Consider the following 20,119-nt stretch of genomic DNA (forward strand, 5'->3'; position numbering starts at 1 on the left):
GATATGACAGTCATGGATTATCGCGATTTCGTTCGGCCAAAATTCGTCGGCCTGCTCCAGGCACTGGGCCTGGAGTGTGAGTTTCAGCGCGCCCTCGGTAGCCAGTTGTTCTACCGCAACCCCAAGGGCGACATGGTCACGGTCACCGACTTTCTCGGCGGTTACGGTGCGGCACTGTTCGGCCACAACGACCCACAGTTTGTCGATCAGCTCTGTGCGCTGCTGCGCAGTGACGTGCCGTTCAACGCACAAATGTCGATCCGCGGTGCGGCCGGGCAATTGGGGCGAGAGCTCAGCGACGCCTTCAATCGCGAACTGAAGAACACCGAACGTTACATTTCGACTTTCTCCAACAGTGGCGCGGAGGCGGTGGAAATCGCCGTCAAGCACGCGGAGTTCCGTCGCCAGAAGAGCCTGCAAAAGCAGTTCGACGACATCGATTTCACCCTGGCCAGCCTGATCGCCAGCGAACGCGCTTACCGCGAGCTGGATGTGGCCGAGCTCGACCTGCCTGCAGGTGTCCTGCCAGCCAATCTGAACAGCGTGACCTTGCGTCAGGTGGTTGAAGCCGTTCGCCAACACAACCTGGCGCAGTTGCACATCGAACCGGTATTTATCGCCCTGCGCGGCAGCTTCCACGGCAAATTGGTCAATACCGTGCAACTGACCTATGGCCGTCAGTACCGCGCGCCGTTTGCCCGTTTTGGTCTGAACGTCGAGTTCATCGACCCCCAGCAGCCCCATCAGTTGCAGGAATTGCCCGCCCGGCACACGCACCATTGGCTGAGCCTGCAATGGGACGGCGAACACCTGAGCGTGCTGAAACTGCCGTTCAGCGCGATTACCGCCGTGTTGGTGGAGCCGATTCAGGGCGAAGGCGGTATCAACGAGTTCGCGGCCGAGTTCTACCTGGGGCTGCGCAAGCTGTGTAACGAGCAACAATGCCCGCTGGTGATCGATGAAGTGCAGTCAGGTTTTGGTCGCGCCGGGACGTTTCTTGCCAGCAGCCAGTTCAACCTGCAAGGCGACTATTACTGCCTGTCCAAGGCCCTCGGCGGCGGCTTGATGAAAATCGCCGCGACGGTGATCCGCAGCAGCCACTACGAAGGCGAGTTCAGCTACATCCACAGCTCGACCTTCGCCGAGGACGATCCGTCCTGCCATATCGCGCTGTCGGCATTGCGCCGGTTGTTCGCCAATGACGACGCGATGCTCAAAGACATACGCACCAAGGGCGCCTACCTCAAAGCCTCGCTCAATGAACTGAAGATGGCCTATCCGGATGTGATCGCCGATGTGCGCGGGCGCGGCTTGCTGGTAGGTTTGGAACTGCACGACCTGAGTGTCAGCAGTTCGCTGGTACAGGCGTCGGCCCAGTACAACGATGCCTTGGGTTACTTGATCGCCGGCTACCTGTTGCAATTTGAAGCGTTGCGGGTAGCACCGTCGGGCAGCAACTCCAACGTGATTCGCCTGGAGCCGCCAGCCTGTATCACCCTGGGCGAAATCGACGGGCTGATCGGTGCCTTGCAACGGGTCTGCGACATGCTGCGCCGTGGCGATGCGTTGCCGTTGGCGGCGGGTATCTGCGCGGACTCGATTCCCGCCGTGCCAGCCCGTCAGGACGATTTTCGGGTGGCCGAGCCCGTTGAAAAAAACGATGCCAAGGTCGAAGTCGTCGCCCGGGTAGCGTTCATCAACCACCTGATCGATGCCGATATCCTCGGTGACGTCGATCCCTCGCTGGCAGCCCTGAGCCCGGAACAGAAACGCACGTTCATCAACCGCACCAAGCCTGAACGCCGCGCTGCGCCAGTCGGCCCGGTGATCATTCGGTCGCGCCTGGGAATGGCGGTGGAGTTCACGTTGTACCCGCTGTGCATGGATTCGGATGCCATGGCCGAGTACATCCTCAGCGGTGACCTGGACAGTATTCGCGAAGAAGTCGGCAGGCGTGTCACCGATGCCCGCGCCGATGGCTGCAGCATCGCCGGCCTCGGGATGTACACCTCGATCGTCACCAACAATTGCCAGGCGCTGAAGATTGCCGACATGGCGCTGACATCCGGCAATGCCCTGACCATCGGCATGGGGCTCGAAGCCATCGAGCAAGGCTGTGTACAGCAAGGTCTGGCACTGCGCGAGCAAACCGCTGCCGTTGTCGGCGCCGCCGGTAACGTTGCGTCGACCTATGCCTCGTTGCTGTCCGCCACTGTCGATCACCTGATTCTGATTGGCAGCGGTCGTGACGGCTCGGTTCGGCGCCTGGAGAAAACTGCGCAACAGATTTACGCCGACGCGGCCCGTTCGATCCTCAAAGGCACGGCCGAACATGACCGGTTGGCGCAGCGACTGCTGGCCCTTGATGGTTTTCGTGGCTTGTTGCATTCACATGGACAAAAAGCCGACCTCGGCTTGCACATCGCCCGTCTGGTGGATGAGCGCCTTGGCGCGAACGCCTTCATCACGGTCACCAACGATCTCGAAGCCCTCAAGGGTGCACGGATTGTCCTGTGCGCTGCCAATGCGCCTCAGCCGTTCCTCGGCGCCGAACATTTCGCCGAGCGCAGCTTGATTTGCGATATCGCCGTGCCGCTGAACGTTCATCAAGACATGCCGAGCCAACGCGAAGACGTGCTCTACATGCACGGCGGCATCGTCCAGACGCCGTTCGACGACGGCCTGGCGCCCAACGTGCGGGCCTACCTGAAAAAAGGTCAGCTGTATGCGTGCATGGCCGAGTCGGTGTTGATGGGCTTGTCTGGCATGAGCCAGCACGGCTCCTACGGCGATATCAGCCGGGAGCAAGTTCAGCAGGTCCGCGCACTGGCCGCGACCCACGGCTTCACCCTCGCGCAATTCAAAACTCAAAACTCGCTTTAAGGAGCGGTCATGACTCAGAAAATAGCCGTCGTGACCGGCGGCAGTCGCGGCATTGGCAAGTCCGTCGTGCTGGCCCTGGCCGGCGCGGGTTATCAGGTTGCCTTCAGTTATGTCCGTGACGAGGCGTCAGCCGCTGCCTTGCAGGCGCAGGTCGAAGGGCTCGGCCGGGAGTGCCTGGCTGTGCAGTGTGATGTAAAGGATGCGCAGAGCATTCAGGCGTTTTTTGAACGGGTCGAGCAGCGTTTCGAGCGTATCGACTTGTTGGTCAACAACGCCGGTATCACCCGTGACGGTTTGCTCGCCGCGCAATCGTTGAGCGACATCACCGAGGTCATCCAGACCAACCTGATCGGCACGTTGTTGTGCTGTCAGCAGGTGCTGCCCTGCATGATGCGCCAACGCAGCGGGTGCATCGTCAACCTCAGTTCGGTGGCCGCGCAAAAGCCCGGAAAGGGCCAGAGCAACTACGCCGCGGCCAAAGGCGGAGTAGAAGCATTGACGCGCGCCCTGGCGGTGGAGTTGGCGCCGCGCAACATCCGGGTCAACGCGGTGGCGCCCGGCATCGTCAGCACCGACATGAGCGAAGCCCTGGTCGGCGCCCATGAGCAGGAAATCCAGTCGCGGCTGTTGATCAAACGGTTCGCCCGGCCTGAAGAAATTGCCGACGCGGTGCTGTATCTGGCCGAGCGCGGCCTGTACGTCACGGGCGAAGTCTTGCCCGTCAACGGCGGATTGAAAATGCTATGAGCCAGGCACGTACGATTGTGATTACCGGCGCGGCCAATGGTATTGGACGCGCCGTCGCGGAAAGTTTTGCAGCCCAGGCCGAGCACCTTTTGATCTTGCTTGATCGGGATCTGGCAACCTTGCAGCGGTGGGTCACCGAGGGCGAATTTGCCGCTCGCATCGAAACCCATCAAGCGGACATCGCCGATCTGGCCAGCCTGCAACTTCTGTTCAAGGGCCTGGCCAACCGGGTCGGCTTTGTCGATGTGCTGGTCAACAGCGCCGGAGTCTGCGACGAGAACGAGCCCGAAGACCTGGACAACTGGCACAAGGTGATTTCGATCAACCTCAACGGCACTTTTTACGTCACCTCGTTGTGCCTGCCACTGATGGCGGATGGTGGGCGGATCGTCAACATGTCGTCGATCCTCGGCCGAGCGGGTAAGGTTCGCAACACCGCTTACTGCGCCTCCAAGCACGGCATCATCGGCATGACCAAGGCCTTGGCGCTGGACCTGGCGCCACGGCGAATCACCGTCAATGCCATCCTGCCCGCCTGGATCGACACACCGATGCTGCAAGGCGAATTGGCGGCTCAGGCGCGGATCGCCGGGATCACCCACGAGCAAATCCTGCGCAATGCCAAGAAGAAGTTGCCCCTGCGGCGCTTCATTCAGGGCGACGAAGTGGCGGCCATGGTCCGCTATCTGGCGAGCCCGCAGGCGAGTGGTGTTACAGCGCAAAGCCTGATGATCGACGGCGGTGCCGGGTTGGGAATGTAGCCATGGCTCGACTGGGATTGAACCGCGGCCTTTTGGCCGCGCTGGTCAGCCTCGGCTCGCCGGTAGCGATCTCCGAGTGGTTGCCGGAGCATCATGAAGCGGAGATCGGCGTAGCCACGGCCGTGCGTCTGCACGGTGACGACCAGGTCACGCAAAAGGCCGTGTACCTCAAGTTCAGCCTGGAGGATGCCTGGGACAGCGGCTACTACAAGGCCAAGGGCCGAGCCCGTTACGACTTCCGTTATGACGGCAACAACCCCTACAGTGCGCAAGCCCGGGACGATTACCGGGCGACCGCCGATTGGCGGCACCTTTACTGGGGGCTCTACGTCGGTGACGGCGAGCTGACGGTGGGCTGGCAGCAGGTGGTGTGGGGGCGTGCAGATGAATTACGGGTGCTCGATCAGATCAACCCGCTGGACTATCGCGAGGGGGTGATCGGTCTGTTGGAAGACAGCCGCATCGCGGTGCCGATGATTCGCCTGGTGCAGCCGGTCGGCGAGTGGGAGCTCGAAGCGCTGGTGATCACTGATTTCGTGAAAAACCAGGCGCCGGCCGTCGGCAGCGAGTTCGATGCACCGATCTTTGCCACACCCGATCCGCAGATGTTTGTGGTCGATTCGCGGCCCGGTTATGACGGTCACAGTGGCTTCGGTTATGGCGCCAGTGCCAACGGCAGGATCGGCACGGTGGATGTCAGCTTCGTTGCCCTCAACGCCCGCCAGCAGGACCCGGTTTACGCCGTCGAAGGCCAGACCGAAGAGGGCCTGATTCGCCTCGAACGGCAATTCCCGCGCTATTCCATGGGCGGCGCCAGTGTGGCCATCGATGCCGGCCACAGCATCGTGGTACGCAGTGAAGTCGCCTACTTCGACAATTGGCGCGTCACCAATCCTTACCGCGCTTACGGCAGCGACCAGACGGCGATGACCAAGTCGCTGCTGGGCGTCGATTACCTGTTGCGGGACTGGCTGATCTCGACGCAGTGGCAACATCAGCGGCTGCTCGACTGGCAGCCCGGCATGGTTCAGGACAAACGCGACGACCTGTTCACCGTGTCTGCCGAAGGATCGCAGTTCCAGGATCGCCTCAAGACCCGCCTGGTTTTCGGCATGTCGCCGCCAGCGCAGGACGACAGCTTCGTTCAGGGGATCTTCACCTACAAACCGGTGGACTGGCTCAAGTTGGGGCTCGAAGTCGATGTGTTCTTCGGCAAGCCAGACCGCCAGTTCGGTGCCTACGCCAACCGCGATCAGGTGCGCTTGTCCGCCGGTTATCTGTTCTGACCACACCAGTGCGGTGTGCGAACCACTCAAACAAAGAAAAGGAAATCGCGATGTTGCCCATCTTCAAAACCCTGACTGTAAGCGCACTGTTGCTGAGCGCCGCTGCCGCCATGGCAGCTGAACCACGCACGGCCGACGACATCATTCGCCAGGCCCGGGACCGCGATGACGGCAAGAGCTTCATGTCCCAGGTGTCTCTGATCCTGATCGACAAGCAAGGTAATAGCCGCATCCGCGAGTTCAGCTATCTGCAAAAGGATTACCCGGACAGCGACAAATTCACCATGTATTTCTCCGCGCCGAGTGATGTGCGTGACGTCGCCTTCCACATCGAAAACCCGCGCGAGGCCCTGGGCCTCGAAGACAGCCAATGGATGTATTTGCCGGTCAGCCGACAGACCCGAAGGATTTCCACCACCGACAAACGCGGGGCGTTCATGGGTAGCGACTACTCCTATGCCGACCTCGACAAGATTCGCGCCGAAGACTATCGCCAAACGCTGGTTGGCGAAGAGCAGTTGCAGGGCCGCGATTGCTACGTGATCGAGCGTGAGCCGGCGACGCCTGCCGTGCTGGCCAAGACCGGCTACAACAAGCTCAAGGTCTGGGTTGACAAGAAAAACTCACTGGTGCTGCGCCAGGACTTCTTCGATGTAAAAGGTGTGATGTTCAAGCAGATGCGCACTCTGAAGACTGAAACCATCGACCAGATCGACAGCATTACCTTCAGCGAAACCGAAGACTTCATCGCCGGTACGCGTTCTCAGCTGCGCTTCAACCAGTTGCAGTACAACGTCGCACTGGACGATCGCCTGTTCACGCAGACCGCGATCAAGCGTGGGCTGAAAGCCGGCGACTTGCCGGAATACGCCGTGTCTGCCCGCTAAGCGCCGCTCTCGATTCATCTGGAACCCTCATTCATGGAAAGATACCTGAACTTCGTCGAGCGCTATGCGCGGGCAATTGTGTTCGTGCTGGTGGCGATCACCGCCTACTTCACCTACACCCTCGGCGCGCTGATGTCGGACACCAATCCGTATCTGCTCAAGGACACTCACCCGGCGCGCAAGACGATCATTGATTTGCAGCGCGAGTTCACCGGCACATATGACTCGGTCATGGTGGCGCTGAGCAACCCCGAGAGTGTCTTCAACACCACGTCGCTGAACGCGCAGTTCGAGTTGTCCCAGGCCATACGCCGGCTGATGCTGGCGAACGATGAGGACCGTGTCGAACTGCAGCGCATCGTTGGCCTCCACAGTGGCGATCCCGATGCCCAGGCCTTGCTGGTGCAGATCCTCGCCGAAGGTTTTTCGCAGAACGATTACGCTGCCGCCAAAGCGCTGCGCGACCATGGGATTGCCCGGCACTGGGACAGCCACGACCTGCAGTTCCTGAGCTTTCTTGCCGAGCGGCTCAACCCGATCCAGGAAATGGCCTCGATGGCTGACCTGGAAAACATCAGCTTGAGTGCCGATGGCGAGTTGTGGATCCACAAGACCCTGCACGCCCTGGATATGGACCCGAGCAAGGTCGAAGCGCAGATCATGGGCAACGAGCAGATGGTTGGTGGCGTCGTCTCGGCGGACAAGAAAGTCGCCATGGTCGTCGCCGAACTGGGCACCAAACAGGACGACGCTCAGGCCCAGTTGCGTGCCTATCACCAGGTCCGCGAGATCATCGCGAAGTACCAGGCCGCTCACCCGGAGTTCACCGATGAGGTATTCATCGCCGGCATGCCGATCTTCATTGCGGCCCAGCAGGAGATCATCGATCACGACCTGGCGATGCTGTTCCCGATCGTGTTCCTGTTGGTGACTTCTCTGCTGGTTTTCTTCTTTCGCAAACCACTTGGCGTGGTGCTGCCGCTGTTCAATATCCTGTTCTGCACCATCTGGACCCTTGGCCTGATGGCGCTGCTGCGTGTACCGATGGACTTGCTCACCAGTGTGTTGCCGGTGTTTCTGTTCACCATCTGTTGTGCCGACGCGATCCACGTCATGGCCGAGTATTACGAACAGCTCAATTCGGGCAAGTCTTTCCGCGAAGCCAACCGAGAAACCCAGCGCCTGATGGTCACGCCCGTAGTTCTGACAACGGTCACGACTATTGCGACGTTCTTGATTTCCACCACCAACAACATTGTCAGCATCCGCAACTTTGGCGTGTTCATGTCCATCGGCCTGACGGCGGCGCTGATCATTTCGTTGCTACTGATCCCGGCGTGGATTTCGATCTGGGGCAAAGATGCCGTCCCGCGCAAAGTGCAACTCAAAGAGTCGCTGATCTCCCACTATCTGGTGGTGTTCTGTGCCTGGCTGATTCGCTGGCGCAAGCCGGTATTGCTGGTGACCCTGCCGTTGTTGGCGATGATGACGGTGTTCACGTTCAAGGTGGATATCGAAGACTCGGGCATTGCCTACTTCAAGAAGGACAGCCCGGTGCGGATGTCCGACGAGTTCATCAACAGGGCCGGGGTCGCGGGTACCTCGCCGGGCTGGATCGCTTTCGACACCAAGACTCCGCGTGGCGCGCTGACCACTGAAACCGTGCAGTTCCTGGAACGTCTGGACCAGTTCATCAGGGCCCAGCCGAACGTGAGTTACACCTATTCGGTGGCGACCTACATCAAGCGCATGAACCTTGTGCTCAACGACATGAACCCTGCTTTCCTGCGGGTGCCGCAGGCGGTGGAGCAGGTGACGGTGGTCGATGATGACGGGAAACCGGAGACCTTCGATGTCGATGGCAACTCGCTCATCGAACAACACATCATGATGTTCGAGAACGGTGGCGGCACCGATTTGCAGAACGTGCTCAATGCCGATTACTCGAAGGCGGTGACGCTGTTCACCATGACCTCCTCTGTGGCGGGCGATTACCAGGCGATGCTCGATAAACTGGACGCCTGGCTGGCGATCAACAAACCGGCCAACCTGCAAGTCACCCATGCCGGTACGCCGTACATATGGACCGGGGTGTTGCAGGAAATCACCCAGGGTCAGGTGCTGAGCTTCTCGCTGGCGTTGCTGGCCGTGACCTTGATGATGATGTTCTGGCTCAAGTCAGTACGCCTGGGCATCCTCGGCATGCTGACGTTGCTGACCACGTCGGTGACGGTGTACGGCAGCATGTACCTGTTGGATATCGAGTTGAACATCGGTACCACACTGGTGACGTTCCTGGTGGTGGGAGTCGTGGATTACGCCGTTCACCTGCTGTCACGGATCAAGATGCTGGTGCAGAAGGGCGCCGAGATCGACGAGGCCATCCTGGCGGCCATGCAGGGCGTCGGGCGTTCGACGGTGGTCAATGTCGTGATCTTCTCGATGGGCTTTGTCGCGCTGCTGTTCTCCGCCTACAAACCCGTCATTGACCTGGGTGTACTGGTGATACTGGCGCTGTCATCCAGTGGCTTCATGACCATTTTGTTGGTCACGCTGATTTCGCCGTGGTTCTTTGCCTCGATTGTGCCGCAACCAGCAGTGCAAGAGGGCGAGCAGCCGCGGGGTGAGGCTGTGCCAGGCTAAATCGCTGGGGCGCCTGCGTGTTGAAAACGGCACGGGGCGCCATGGCCGTTCAGGGGCGGCGGTGCGGATTCAGCGGGCTTTTTCCAGGTGTTCGAACTGGCATTGCATCTGAGCATCTTTGAGGCTCAGCTCAAACTCGACCAAGCCGTCATGCACTTTCTGCAACGCCTGGATCTGCCCCATCAATTCCTGCTTTTTGTTATCGATGGCCTGCATGGCCAGATCCCAGGGCAGCTCCTGGCCGCGATGATCCTGCAGAATGGCCTGCATTTCCTTGAGCTTGAAACCGAGTTGCTGAGCACATTTGATGAAGGTCAGCAGCTCTACGCTTTGCTGGCTGTAGATGCGGTACTTGCCTTCGCGTTGCGGGGGGGGCAACAGGCCGATTTCTTCGTAATGTCGAATGCTTTTGACGGTGGTGCCCGACAGCTGGGCGGCTTTGCCGATGTACATGAAAATCCCTTTTTGACGCATCAGAAGCGAAAAGATGTCGCGCGCTCGCACAGGCGCGCGACATCTTTGCACAAGCGTCAGGGGGTTGGAAGCCAAGTTGGACAAGGTGTCGCAGCAGGGAGGCTCGGCTGGGCAGTGCAGGGGCACGGCACGACCGGGGCCGATCAGCGGCTGGCGACTGCCTGGACTTGTTTGAGCCAGGCTTCACGCTGTTCCGGCTTGGAGCCCAATACCGGACCGAAGGTCAGGGTTTTCAGGGGCTTTATGCCGCAGAACTCCAGGGTGGTCTTGCGCATTTGGTGCAGGCCCGGCATGCGATACACCCACCGGTAGTACCACGGCGGAGTGTCCATGGTCACCAATAGGTGAGCCGTGCGGCCCTTGAGCAGCTTGTCCGGGAAGGGCGAGCCCTTGCGGTACTTGAAGGCAAAACCGGGCAGAAACACGCGGTCGAAGAACCCCTTGAGCAACGCCGGAATGCCGCCCCACCAGATCGGGTACACAAATGTCAGGTGTTCGGCCCAGGTAATGTCGTTCTGTGCGGCGATCAAATCGGGCTCAAGCAACTGGACCTGGTTATAGCCATCGTGCAGGACCGGATCGAAATCCAGGGTGTCCAGGCGCAGCAAGCGCACCTCATGGCCTGCTTGCGTGGCGGCCTCGACGTAACGTTCGGACACAGCGCCGCAAAAGCTGTCGTTCGAAGGGTGGCCGAGGATTACGAGCATGCGTTTGCTCTTCATGACAAACTCCAGGTAATGAAGTGCCAAGGGTAAAGTCTGCCCCTTACGGTAGAGTCAAGCCTTGTTGGTTGGCGGTAATGTACCCCCAGAAATACCCTTCGATACCCTCATCAGAATGCGCGATCGAGAACGGCTATTTCTCACAGCTTTCGAACAGGCCCTCGCTGGACTTTAGTGTACCTCCACGGTTGTGTGGCCGATAACGGGGCAGGGCTGGGTCCGTTTGGGAATGCATTCACGAACGGCTGCTATCGACCCATTGCGGCCATTCACAGATGCCCGCTATCGGAACCTCGGCCGAGTCGAGGCAGAGTTGGTCCTTGATTCAGTCAGTACTCGGAAAATTAAAGTTGTAACACGGGGCCACGTCACACCTTAGGGAGGTGGCCTCGATGGGTTTGTCGTGACGAAATCTCCGCTATCCAGTTGTGAAAGCGTATGCCGCAGATAATAATGAGAAGAAATATCATTACTGCGGTGTCATCGTGGCAGATTCCCAGCCCGTCAAAAATGCGTTCTTCGAGCTCTACGGTACCAACCATCGCTGGCTGAGGTCCTGGCTCTATCGTCGTCTGCAATGCCCACACGATGCCGCAGACCTGGCCCAGGACACCTTCCTGCGGGTAATGAAAGCGCCGCAGTCGGTCGCCATCGAGGAGCCACGTGCATTCCTCGCCACTGTCGCACGGCGCCTGCTGAGCAACCTGCTTCGTCGTCGAGCGCTGGAAAGGGCGTACCTGGAAGAGTTGGCCAACTTAACGGAGGCCTGTGCGCCCTCAGAAGAAGAACTCGCGCTGGTGCACGAGGCGCTGGTTCAGATCGACCAGGTGCTGCACGGTCTGCCGCGTCGGGTTCGCCATGTCTTTATTCTCAGTCGCCTGGATGGCTTACCGCAGCCGCAGATTGCCCGGCAATTGGGCATTTCCATCGCCACCGTAGAGCGCGATCTGCGCCGCGCCTTCTTGCATTGCCTGAGCGTCGCCGGCGTATGACCTGCCAGTCCCATAAGCAGGCGCTGCACGATGCCATCGACTGGATGCTGCGACTGGAACACCTACCCGCCAGCGATCCCGCGCATCAGGCGTTCGAGCAATGGCACCAGCACTGCGCCGAGCATCGGGCGGCGTGGCAGCGGGTGAACAATGTGCTCGAGACTGCGCTGACAGATCTGCATGGGCTGCCAGGCCAGGCACAGGTGGCCAGCCGCGCCTTGCGCGCGCTACCCAACCCGTCACGGCGAAATCTGCTGGGTAAGGGCCTGGCATTGTTGTTGCTGGGGGCCGGCGGCGTCAGTTTACTCAACCGCCTGGCCCCGGTGGCCGACCTGCTGGCCGATGCCCACACCGCTACCGGAGAGCGCAAGACTCTGCTGCTCGCCGATGGGAGCCGTGTAAGCCTCAATGCCCGCAGTGCAGCCGATATCCGTTTCGACGCCCAGCAGCGCCGGGTAGTGCTGCGCGCGGGTGAACTGCAGGTGCAGGTGGAGCCTGATCGCGCACGGCCACTGATTGTCGCCACCGACCATGGTGAGGTGCGCGCGTTGGGAACCCGCTTCATGGTGCGTCAGGATTCTGGGCGCTGTCTGGTTTCGGTCCAGCAGCACAGTGTGCTGCTCAGCAGCGCCGACGGCAGCGTCCGGCGGGTGGACGCGGGCCAGGCGTTCGCCTTCGACCAGCATGGCAGCGTGGCCGTAGCACCGTCGATGCGTACTCGCGATGACTGGGTACAAGGGCGGATCGAAGCCCAAGACGAACCTTTGGGCGAGTTGGTGGAGGCCCTGCGTCCGTATTACGGCGGCCTGCTGCGCATCAGCCCGCAAGCTGCGCAGGTCCGGGTGTTCGGTACCTTCCTGGTGGACGACATCGAGCGCACCCTGGCTTCGCTGAGTGAGACGCTGCCGATCCGGGTCGACACCCTGGGCTTCTGGCTGACCCGGATCGATGTGAAATAGCGACTTTTTTGCAGGGCGATGAGGGGGTTCCGGATCTCGGGTGTCCTGGCTATGAACGATCACTCAGACGAGCCGACACCTCATGCCCCATCCTTCGCTCCGCCCCCATGCCCTGGCTGCCGCCATCGCGCTGGCAGGCCTGTCCTGGCAAGCCGTCGCCCAAAACGAACAGGTCAGTCATGTATTCGACCTGCCCGCCGCGCCATTGGGCAGCACCCTGACCCGCATCGCCCGCGAAAGCGGCAACGTGCTCTCGATATCGCCCGCGGTTATTGAGGGCAAGACTGCACAGCCGGTACGGGGCCAGATGACCACGCAACAGGCGATGGAACAGGCGCTGCTGGGGAGCGGGCTGCGCCTGGAGGTCACTCCGAGTGGGAGCTGGAACCTGTTGCCCGTCGCGCAGGACGGGGCGCAGTTGGAGCTGCCAGCGATGTCGATCGTCGGCATGCAGACCAGCGCGCCAACTTTCTCGGTAGGCACCAAGGTGCCGCTGCACTTGCGAGAGGTGCCGCAGACCATCAATGTCATCGGCCAGGAACGCATCCAGAAGCAGAACCTCTATACCCTCGAGGATGCACTGGGTGAGGTCGGCGGCGTGACCGTGCAACGGATCGATGCCAGCCGCCTGAGCTTCTTCTCGCGTGGTTTCGAGATCACCTCGCTTCAGTTGGACGGTACACCGACTACCATGGACAACCGGATCTTCCTGTCGCCGGACCTGACCATGTACGACCGTGTCGAGGTGCTCAAGGGGCCGTCCGGCAGCCTGACCGGCGCCGGCGGTGCGGGCGGCAGCATCAACCTGATACGCAAGCGCCCGCTGGCCGACGCGGCGGTATCGGCCGAAGTGAGCGTCGGCTCCTGGGACAACTACCGTGGCATGGTCGACGTCACCGGCCCGCTGACCGAGGCCGGCAACATCCGTGGCCGCCTGGTGCTCAGCCAGCACAACCAGGCCTTCCCCTACGATGGCAGCGGCAAGCGTGAGTCGAACCAGGCCTACGGCATCGTCGACATCGACCTGACCCCGGAGACCGTCTGGACCATCGGTGCCAGCAACCAGAACACAGACATCCGCGGCGCTCAGCGCTCACTGCCGGCGTTCCGCTACACCAATGCTGCCGGCGAAGCGGCGATGTCGCTGCCAGACGTCTCGCGCAAGAACTTCTACGGCGCCAACTGGAACCGCGACTACTTCTGGAGCACTTCGGTGTTCACCGAGCTTGAGCATCAGCTCGGTGGCGGCTGGAAGACCAAACTGGCGGTGCGCCATGCCGACAACAACTACGACCTGACCCAGGCCTACGCCCGTAATGGCGGCGGCATCGACCCGGCTGACAACCTGGTGTCGATGAACTCGATCATGTTCGACTACCGTGAGAAACAGGACGAAGTCGACCTGTACGCCGACGGTCCGTTCAGCCTGTTCGGCCGTGAACACAAATTGTTGGTGGGGACCAATTATTCGCGTTCGGAGTTTTCCTCCAACGGCGGCTACTTCTCCAGCTTCCTCGGTGATGTGGACCTCTACGCCCCACAGTCGAACTTCGGCTACCCGGCGTTCCCCGATGACGACCGCCTGCCGACCAACGTTGCCAACACCCGCGCCAAGGCGGTCTACGGCAACATGCGCATCAGCCTGGCCGACCCTGTGACCTTGGTACTGGGTGGCCGTGTTACCTGGCTCAACATGCACCGCAGTCAGCACCAGCCTGAAGCCGGCTCGCCGTCGGAAAAGGCCAGCCAGAGCGAGTCGCAGAAGTTCACTCCGTTCTACGGATTGATCTACGAGCTGAACGATACCTACTCGCTGTACGCCAACTACGCTGAGGTGTTCAACCCGCAGCCAGTCAGCAACCTGGACATCAACAACAGCATCATCGATCCGATCGAAGGCAAGCAGCATGAACTCGGCATCAAGGGGGAGTTCCTCGACGGCGCGGTGAACGCCTCGCTGGCAGCCTTCCAGATCGAGGAAGAGAACCGCGCCATCCCCGACATGAACGACCCGAACTCGCGGGCCGTGGTAGCCGGTGGCAAGGCGCGCACCCGTGGCTACGAGATGGAAGTGAGCGGGCAGATGACGCCTGACTGGTTCCTCACCGCCAACTTCACCCACACCTACAAACGCTACGACAGCCCCAACGAGCAGCTGCAGACATACCTGCCGAAAAACATGCTGCGGGTCTGGACCCTGTACAAATTGTCTGGCGAGCTTGAAAAGTGGAGCGTGCAGGGCGGCGTGAGCGTTGTCAGCGAAACCTACAACAAGTTGTACGTGCCTGGCATCGACATGGACGGCACCAAACTACAGCAGAGTGGCTACGCGCTGTACGACGCGGGTGTCGGCTACCAGATCAACGAGCACCTGTCGGCCGACCTGCTCGGCACCAACCTGACCAATAAGAAGTACTACCAGCGCATCAACACCTTCCAGGACGGGAACATCTTCGGTGACCCCCGCGCGGTATCCTTGACCTTGCGCGCCAAGTTCTGACCCGCAGCCACCCGGCTTAATTCGCCATCCAAGCCCGCCCCACAGGTTTCCCGCTGATTCACAGGGCACCTGCGGGGCGAACGTGTCGAACCGCCGTGAAGGAACGAGGAAAACAGGGTGAAACGACCGGCGTTGTACAAGAAAAGTGCCCGGGACCGACAGCGAACGTTGTGGCTGCTGCTGGCTCTGCTGCTGAGCTACCTGTTCATCTGGCCATTCAGCGCCATGGCCGCGTTGGCCCTAAAATGGCTTGGGCAAGCGCCAAGTGAGGCTGTGCTTAGCAGTTCGATTGGCGCCTTCATGCTCTACCCGCCACTGGCGCTCTGGTTGCTGTGCGCTCGTCGGGCCGTGCGCAACGCTCTTTGGCTGGCCTGCGTTTCGCTGGCGCTACTGGCCCTGCTGCATGCGTTGGTGGGGGCGGGATGATGTTCGACAGTGTCCGCCAGGCCATGCTGTGGGCGCACCGGGTGCTGGGCCTGGGTATTTCCACGTTGTTGCTGATCGCGTTTTTCATGGGCAGCCTTGCGGTGTACGACCGTGAGCTGGACAGTTGGATGCTGCCGGCGCTGCGTGTGGCACCAGCCGCCGCGCCGCTGTCGCTGGACCAGCAGGTGTTGCCAAGGGTGGCCGGACTGAGCGAGGGCAAGGCGCTGCTGCAGTGGTATGTGCAGTTACCCGATGCACGCCGACCACTGCTGCGTTTTCAGGCTTGGAGTGTCGAGCGCGAAGGCTTTAGCCGATTCCTGCTGCCTGGCAACGACGGTGTGATGCTTGCTGCAGGTAGCCGTGGCGGCGAATTTTTCTATCGCCTTCATTACACCCTGAACATCAATGCCTGGAACCTGGGTACCCGGCTGCTGGGCCTGGCCGCGGCGGTCGGGCTGATCGCCCTGATCGCAGGGGTGTGCATCCACGCACGGTTGTTCCAGGATCTGTTTACCCTGCGTGCCGACAAGGCACCGCGGCGCCTGCTCGACCTGCACAATCTGACCGGTGTCTTCGCCTTGCCGTTTCACGTGCTGATTCTGCTGAGCGGCCTGCTGATCCTGTTCCCGCTGTACCTGCCAGCTGCCATTGATGCGCTGTATCCAGGCCAGCCCGAGCAGTTCGCGGTGCAGGCCAACGCCGCCTTCAACCGGCCAGCGGCGGGCATGCCGGGGCCATTGGCTTCCATCGACGGTATGCTGGCCGAGGCCCGCCAACACTGGGGCGGCGGTGCACCAGCGTTCGTCAGGGTGTGGCATCCGGGAGACGCCAATGCCTACGTTGAAATCAGTCGCAGCCTGGCCGACCGCCTGAGCCTGGACGGCCAGACCTTATACTTCGATGGCGCCAGCGGGCGACTGCTGCATGCCTCGCGGCTGCTTCCCGCTGCTGCGGTTCTGGATGTGCTGGCCGGGCTGCACGTGGCGCATTTCCATCAGCCCGGCTTGCGCGTCCTGTACTTTTTCGCAGGCCTCAGTGGTTGCGTGATGCTGGCCAGCGGCCTGCTGTACTGGCTAGCCAAGCGCCGCCTGCAGCAGCCTGCCGCGGACAGGGGCGCAATGGCGATTACCTTGCTATGTAGTGCGCTGATCACTGGCATGCCCCTTGCCACGTTGGCCATGCTGGTGGCGAACCGCTGCTTGCCGTTGACCTTGAGCGGGCGTGCTGACTGGGAAGTGCGGGTTTTCTTTGCCGCCTGGCTGCTGGCCGGGCTGCACGCGCTGTGGATGATTGGCCGTTGCGCGCAGGCCCGCGCGCCCTGGGCAGCGCAGTGCTTGGCGATCAGCACCCTGGCGTTGCTGGCCGTGCTGTCGAACGCCTGGAGCACGGGCGATCATCCGTGGCGGGCGCTCAGCCAAGGTTTGTGGGCGGTAGCGGGTGTCGATCTGGCACTGCTAGTCAGCGCCTTGCTTGCCGGCAGCCTGGGCTGGCGTTTGCGACAGCGCGCTGCGATTGGGAACCGATTGGCGGAGGTCAAGGATGCCTGAGTGGCTTACGAGCGGAATGGTGTTGGGCCTGCAGACCCTGGGCTTGGCGTTGCTGGCTCTGAGCCAGGTCGGCCATTGGCAGCGGGTGATGCAGCCGCGAGCGTTCCCCGGTATATGCGGTCTGCGCCTTTCAGCAGCGCTGGTATCGAGTTTGGCATGGCTGGTGGGTTGTGCCGGTTTGGGGTTAGCAACGGGGACGTTGTTCTGGGTACTGGCCCAGGTGCCCTGCGGCCTCGGCGTGAGCCTAATGTTGTGCTGGCGTAAGGCCTGGTTGCGCCGGCTGGGCCAGTGCTTTTGTCGCTGAGCTGATTTCCGAGTTCGGCATCGATCCCAGAGAGCAGTTGGCCAGGAACCTGTTTGCTCAGCACCTGATCACAAAGGTTGATTACTCGAAGCCGGCAGATCAGCCTGCTGCCTTACCAGGAGGCAGGCGACCCCAGCGCCAACTAGTCCTGTAGCGACTTCCCCAAAATTTAAACGCCGGAACCGTGCCCTCCCTCTGCGAGGGATCAAGGTTCGTGGACTTGCTCGCGTCATTCAACCAGCACATGTGAATCGCCGCTGGCTTTCATATGGAAAACAGGTTGCACATCGCGGGGCCTTCTCGAATAAACACTAACCTCAGCTGAGTACCGGAGCGTCCACTAAGGGTCGATAGCTGCCAGTCGTAACCGTCAGCTATCGACCCTTTGCTGTCATTAAATAGAGCGGCGCCGCCTTCGATGCATTGAAGATTGCGGAGCAGACAGAGGCCTGAGAACCGCCAGTGACGGTCGAAGTGTGAACGTCGCTGGCGGACCCTTGGCAGACAGCCATCCAAAGCGCTGTAGCCAGTACGGCCTTATCGCCGGCAATCCGGTTCCCAGAGGAGTATCACCAGCCCTCAGTTAGTGGGAGCCGTGCTTGCCGGACCGACCTCTGCCCGGGAACGTTGCGGTTAGAAGTCAACTGTCGCTGACAGCTGATAGGTTCGCGGCGCCCCCAACCCCAGCGTCTGGGTCAATGGCACACCCCAGTAATCCTTGTCCCCCAGGTTGGCGATGTTCGCACGCAAGGTCACCGGCTTGCTGGCGACCTGGGTCATGTAGCGGGCGCCAACGTCGAAGATCGTGTAACCCGGAATCGACAGGCTGTTCTCGGCATTGATGTATTGCTTTGACTGCGAGGTCACGTTGCCGGTCAGGGTCAGCCCATCCAGGCCGGGGATGTCCCATTCCACCCCCAGCTTGCCCTGCAGCTTGGGGTAGGCAGTGGCGGTCTTGCCATCGTTGGCACCGCCTGCGGTTTTGGTCAGCTTGGGGTCGACATGGGCCACACCACCCATCAGGCGCACGTCGGGCAGAGGGGCACCGAAGAAGGTCCATTCCACCCCACGGTTACGCTGCTCGCCACCGAACGAAAAGATGTTTGTAACTGGGTCTGTGTAGCTGCCAGGGCGCTTGATTTCGTAAAACGCCAAGGTGTGGCTGAACGTGCCCAGGTCGAGCTTGAGGCCGATTTCCTTCTGTTGTGACTTGTAGGGTGCGAACACGTCGCCATAGTTGGCCGCGGTGATCGGTGCGGCCGCGCCTTTGCTCAGGCCTTCGATGTAGTTGGTATACAGCGACAGCTCATCGGTCAGCTTGAACAGAATGGCCCCAGCGGGCGTGGTGGCGTGTGTGTCATAGCCGGGTTTGTTACGTGTGCCGTTAGTGGTGTTGTATGTGTCAGTAACCACTTCCTGGCGACGTACGCCGAGGGTCAGTTGCACACGGTCATCCAGCACCGACAGGGTGTCGGCAATGCCATAGCTTTTCAGGTCGTTTTCGGTGTGGGCAATCAGTGGCCAGGCCTCCGATACCTTCGGCCCCCAGACCGGGTTGTAGATGTTGGTCGTCCAGTTCGAGCCGGCGGCGCGGCGGCCGAAGTCTTTTTGCGTATCACTGTACTGGGTGGCGTTTATCGACCATTGGTGGCCGATGCCGAAGGTGTCGAAATTGCCACGCAGCCCGACCTCGGCAGAGGTCTTGTGAATCTCCATCTGCAACTGGCCCATCGCGGTGGTGAAGTCGCCGGTGCTGTTGTTCACCGTGGCTGTAAGTGCGCCGCTGTAGCGATAGTCGGTCTTGCTGGTGCCGACCGCGCCATAGGCCAGCAGCTGGTCGTTCAGCTCGTACTCACCGCGCAGGATGACGCCCTTGTCCTTGGTTTCCACGTAGGCCCAGTCGGGGTTGAGCAAAGTGTGATTTTTGGGCGGTTTGGGTACTGGCACGCCATCGGCCAGGCCCATGCCGCGGTTCTGGCCGCTGATGTGGTCGTCGGTATCGAACAGGTCGAGCGACAGCTTGCCACGTTCGCCACGCCAGTCCAGGGCCAGCGAAGACAGTACGTTGCGCTGGCGTTGATCGTCGATGGCCGTGTCGCCGTCGCGGTACATGCCGTTGAAACGCACGCCGAACTGGTTGCCCTCGCCGAAGCGCCGGCCAACGTCCACATGGCCGCCAAGCTGGGCGTCGGAAGCGTAGGTGGCGGTCAGCCGGGTCAGCGGCGTGTCACCAGCGCGCTTGGGAATCAGGTTGACGACACCGCCCACCGAACCACCGGGCGGCATCCCGTTGAGCAGCGCCGACGGGCCTTTGAGTACTTCGATACGCTCGTACATCTCGGGTGAGGCGCGGTAGTAGGGTGCCATGCCGAACAGGCCATCGACAGTCATATCGCTGACGCTGGTCTGGAAGCCGCGGATCGAGTAGTTCTCGCTGTAGGTGCCGGTCAGGCCGTTGCTGAACACCGACGGGTCGGTGGCAGCGATGACGTCGGTGATGTCCCGGGCCTGCAGGTCCTGGATGTAGGTGTCGGTGTAGCTGACGGTGCTGAACGGCGTTTCCATGAAGTCTTTGTTGCCCAGCAGGCCCACGCGTCCGCCCGTGGCCACTTGGCCGCCGGCATACACCGGTGGCAGTGAATCGGCAGTGCTGGCGTCGATCAGGGTAGCGGGCAATTCCGGTGCGGCGGGTTTTTCTTCAGCGGCCTCTTGGGGGCGGGGGGCAGCTACCTCGGCGTTTGCGGCGATTGGTGCCAGTGTGCAGCTCCCAAGGGCCAGGCCAATGAATACGGCATGTGCCAGTGGGGTGCGCGGCAGCGCAGGCAATGCCAGGGCAGGGGACGAGAGTGTGTGCAAGGGACGGATGGACACGCGATGGCTCCAGAGGGACGGATGGCTGGTTGTGTTTTTGGTGTTGAAAAGCTAAGACGTAAGGCAAATGAGAATCACGCGCTAACGCAGTGACAGGTATTTGAAAATTGGCAGTGC

At 61.0% G+C, this 20,119-nt stretch carries 14 protein-coding genes; 11 read left to right on the forward strand and 3 right to left on the reverse strand.

Annotated features, from left to right (window positions below; all coding sequences use genetic code 11):
- The first annotated feature begins 12 nt into the window (after positions 1–12).
- From RR51_RS06040 to RR51_RS06065, 6 genes are read left to right on the forward strand one after another with little or no spacing between them, the layout of a single operon-like run.
- Positions 13–2,883, forward strand: a complete 2,871-nt coding sequence (locus tag RR51_RS06040; protein ID WP_039612917.1) for an aminotransferase class III-fold pyridoxal phosphate-dependent enzyme — start codon at positions 13–15, stop codon at positions 2,881–2,883.
- A 9-nt stretch (positions 2,884–2,892) separates the two neighbouring features.
- Entirely contained in the window at positions 2,893–3,630 is a 738-nt protein-coding gene (locus tag RR51_RS06045; protein WP_024086890.1) for an SDR family NAD(P)-dependent oxidoreductase, read from the forward strand.
- Positions 3,627–4,391, forward strand: a complete 765-nt coding sequence (locus RR51_RS06050; protein ID WP_039612918.1) for an SDR family NAD(P)-dependent oxidoreductase — start codon at positions 3,627–3,629, stop codon at positions 4,389–4,391. The genes RR51_RS06045 and RR51_RS06050 overlap by 4 nt, the downstream gene beginning before the upstream one ends.
- A gap of 2 nt (positions 4,392–4,393) precedes the next feature.
- The gene (locus tag RR51_RS06055; RefSeq protein WP_039612919.1) at positions 4,394–5,677 is read left to right on the forward strand and encodes a DUF1302 family protein; all 1,284 of its coding nucleotides are present in this window, start codon (positions 4,394–4,396) and stop codon (positions 5,675–5,677) included.
- 50 nt (positions 5,678–5,727) lie between these two features.
- On the forward strand, positions 5,728–6,564 hold the full coding sequence (locus RR51_RS06060; protein WP_039612920.1) for an outer membrane lipoprotein-sorting protein: 837 nt from the start codon (positions 5,728–5,730) through the stop codon (positions 6,562–6,564).
- A gap of 33 nt (positions 6,565–6,597) precedes the next feature.
- Positions 6,598–9,207: an efflux RND transporter permease subunit gene (locus RR51_RS06065; RefSeq protein ID WP_039612921.1), complete on the forward strand. Its 2,610-nt coding sequence runs from the start codon at positions 6,598–6,600 to the stop codon at positions 9,205–9,207.
- A 69-nt stretch (positions 9,208–9,276) separates the two neighbouring features.
- Here the strand turns inward: RR51_RS06065 and RR51_RS06070 are convergent, their stop codons facing one another.
- Together RR51_RS06070 and RR51_RS06075 are read right to left on the reverse strand one after the other, a co-directional pair.
- Positions 9,277–9,660, reverse strand: a complete 384-nt coding sequence (locus tag RR51_RS06070) for a MerR family transcriptional regulator (protein ID WP_003256870.1) — start codon at positions 9,658–9,660, stop codon at positions 9,277–9,279.
- A gap of 164 nt (positions 9,661–9,824) precedes the next feature.
- Complete coding sequence (locus RR51_RS06075; RefSeq protein WP_039612922.1) at positions 9,825–10,403, reverse strand: NAD(P)H-dependent oxidoreductase; 579 nt, start codon at positions 10,401–10,403, stop codon at positions 9,825–9,827.
- 485 nt (positions 10,404–10,888) lie between these two features.
- On the opposite strand from RR51_RS06075, the gene RR51_RS06080 reads away from it, so the two are divergent.
- The 5 genes from RR51_RS06080 (at position 10,889) to RR51_RS06100 (ending at position 16,827) form a co-directional block, all read left to right on the forward strand.
- A complete protein-coding gene (locus RR51_RS06080) occupies positions 10,889–11,395 on the forward strand; it encodes a sigma-70 family RNA polymerase sigma factor (protein ID WP_039612923.1) in 507 nt (168 codons plus the stop codon).
- Entirely contained in the window at positions 11,392–12,354 is a 963-nt protein-coding gene (locus RR51_RS06085; RefSeq protein WP_052261031.1) for a FecR domain-containing protein, read from the forward strand. The genes RR51_RS06080 and RR51_RS06085 overlap by 4 nt, the downstream gene beginning before the upstream one ends.
- Positions 12,355–12,436: 82 nt before the next feature.
- Positions 12,437–14,854, forward strand: a complete 2,418-nt coding sequence (locus RR51_RS06090; RefSeq protein ID WP_039612924.1) for a TonB-dependent siderophore receptor — start codon at positions 12,437–12,439, stop codon at positions 14,852–14,854.
- A gap of 117 nt (positions 14,855–14,971) precedes the next feature.
- Complete coding sequence (locus RR51_RS06095; protein ID WP_052261032.1) at positions 14,972–15,280, forward strand: hypothetical protein; 309 nt, start codon at positions 14,972–14,974, stop codon at positions 15,278–15,280.
- Positions 15,280–16,827, forward strand: a complete 1,548-nt coding sequence (locus RR51_RS06100) for a PepSY-associated TM helix domain-containing protein (protein ID WP_039612979.1) — start codon at positions 15,280–15,282, stop codon at positions 16,825–16,827. The genes RR51_RS06095 and RR51_RS06100 overlap by 1 nt, the downstream gene beginning before the upstream one ends.
- A gap of 937 nt (positions 16,828–17,764) precedes the next feature.
- On the opposite strand, the gene RR51_RS06110 is transcribed toward RR51_RS06100, so the two are convergent.
- The gene (locus RR51_RS06110; protein ID WP_039612927.1) at positions 17,765–20,002 is read right to left on the reverse strand and encodes a TonB-dependent receptor; all 2,238 of its coding nucleotides are present in this window, start codon (positions 20,000–20,002) and stop codon (positions 17,765–17,767) included.
- Between the last annotated feature and the right edge of the window lie 117 nt (positions 20,003–20,119).

Origin of the sequence: Pseudomonas sp. C5pp (assembly GCF_000814065.1) — a bacterium.
GTDB lineage: Bacteria > Pseudomonadota > Gammaproteobacteria > Pseudomonadales > Pseudomonadaceae > Aquipseudomonas > Aquipseudomonas asiatica.

Bases quoted from the DNA above. Each gene is read 5' to 3' on its own strand.
- RR51_RS06040 (WP_039612917.1), top strand. From the start codon at position 13: ATGGATTATCGCGATTTCGTTCGGCCAAAATTCGTCGGCCTGCTCCAG.
- RR51_RS06045 (WP_024086890.1), top strand. From the start codon at position 2,893: ATGACTCAGAAAATAGCCGTCGTGACCGGCGGCAGTCGCGGCATTGGC.
- RR51_RS06050 (WP_039612918.1), top strand. From the start codon at position 3,627: ATGAGCCAGGCACGTACGATTGTGATTACCGGCGCGGCCAATGGTATT.
- RR51_RS06055 (WP_039612919.1), top strand. From the start codon at position 4,394: ATGGCTCGACTGGGATTGAACCGCGGCCTTTTGGCCGCGCTGGTCAGC.
- RR51_RS06060 (WP_039612920.1), top strand. From the start codon at position 5,728: ATGTTGCCCATCTTCAAAACCCTGACTGTAAGCGCACTGTTGCTGAGC.
- RR51_RS06065 (WP_039612921.1), top strand. From the start codon at position 6,598: ATGGAAAGATACCTGAACTTCGTCGAGCGCTATGCGCGGGCAATTGTG.
- RR51_RS06070 (WP_003256870.1), bottom strand. From the start codon at position 9,660: ATGTACATCGGCAAAGCCGCCCAGCTGTCGGGCACCACCGTCAAAAGC.
- RR51_RS06075 (WP_039612922.1), bottom strand. From the start codon at position 10,403: ATGAAGAGCAAACGCATGCTCGTAATCCTCGGCCACCCTTCGAACGAC.
- RR51_RS06085 (WP_052261031.1), top strand. From the start codon at position 11,392: ATGACCTGCCAGTCCCATAAGCAGGCGCTGCACGATGCCATCGACTGG.
- RR51_RS06090 (WP_039612924.1), top strand. From the start codon at position 12,437: ATGCCCCATCCTTCGCTCCGCCCCCATGCCCTGGCTGCCGCCATCGCG.
- RR51_RS06100 (WP_039612979.1), top strand. From the start codon at position 15,280: ATGTTCGACAGTGTCCGCCAGGCCATGCTGTGGGCGCACCGGGTGCTG.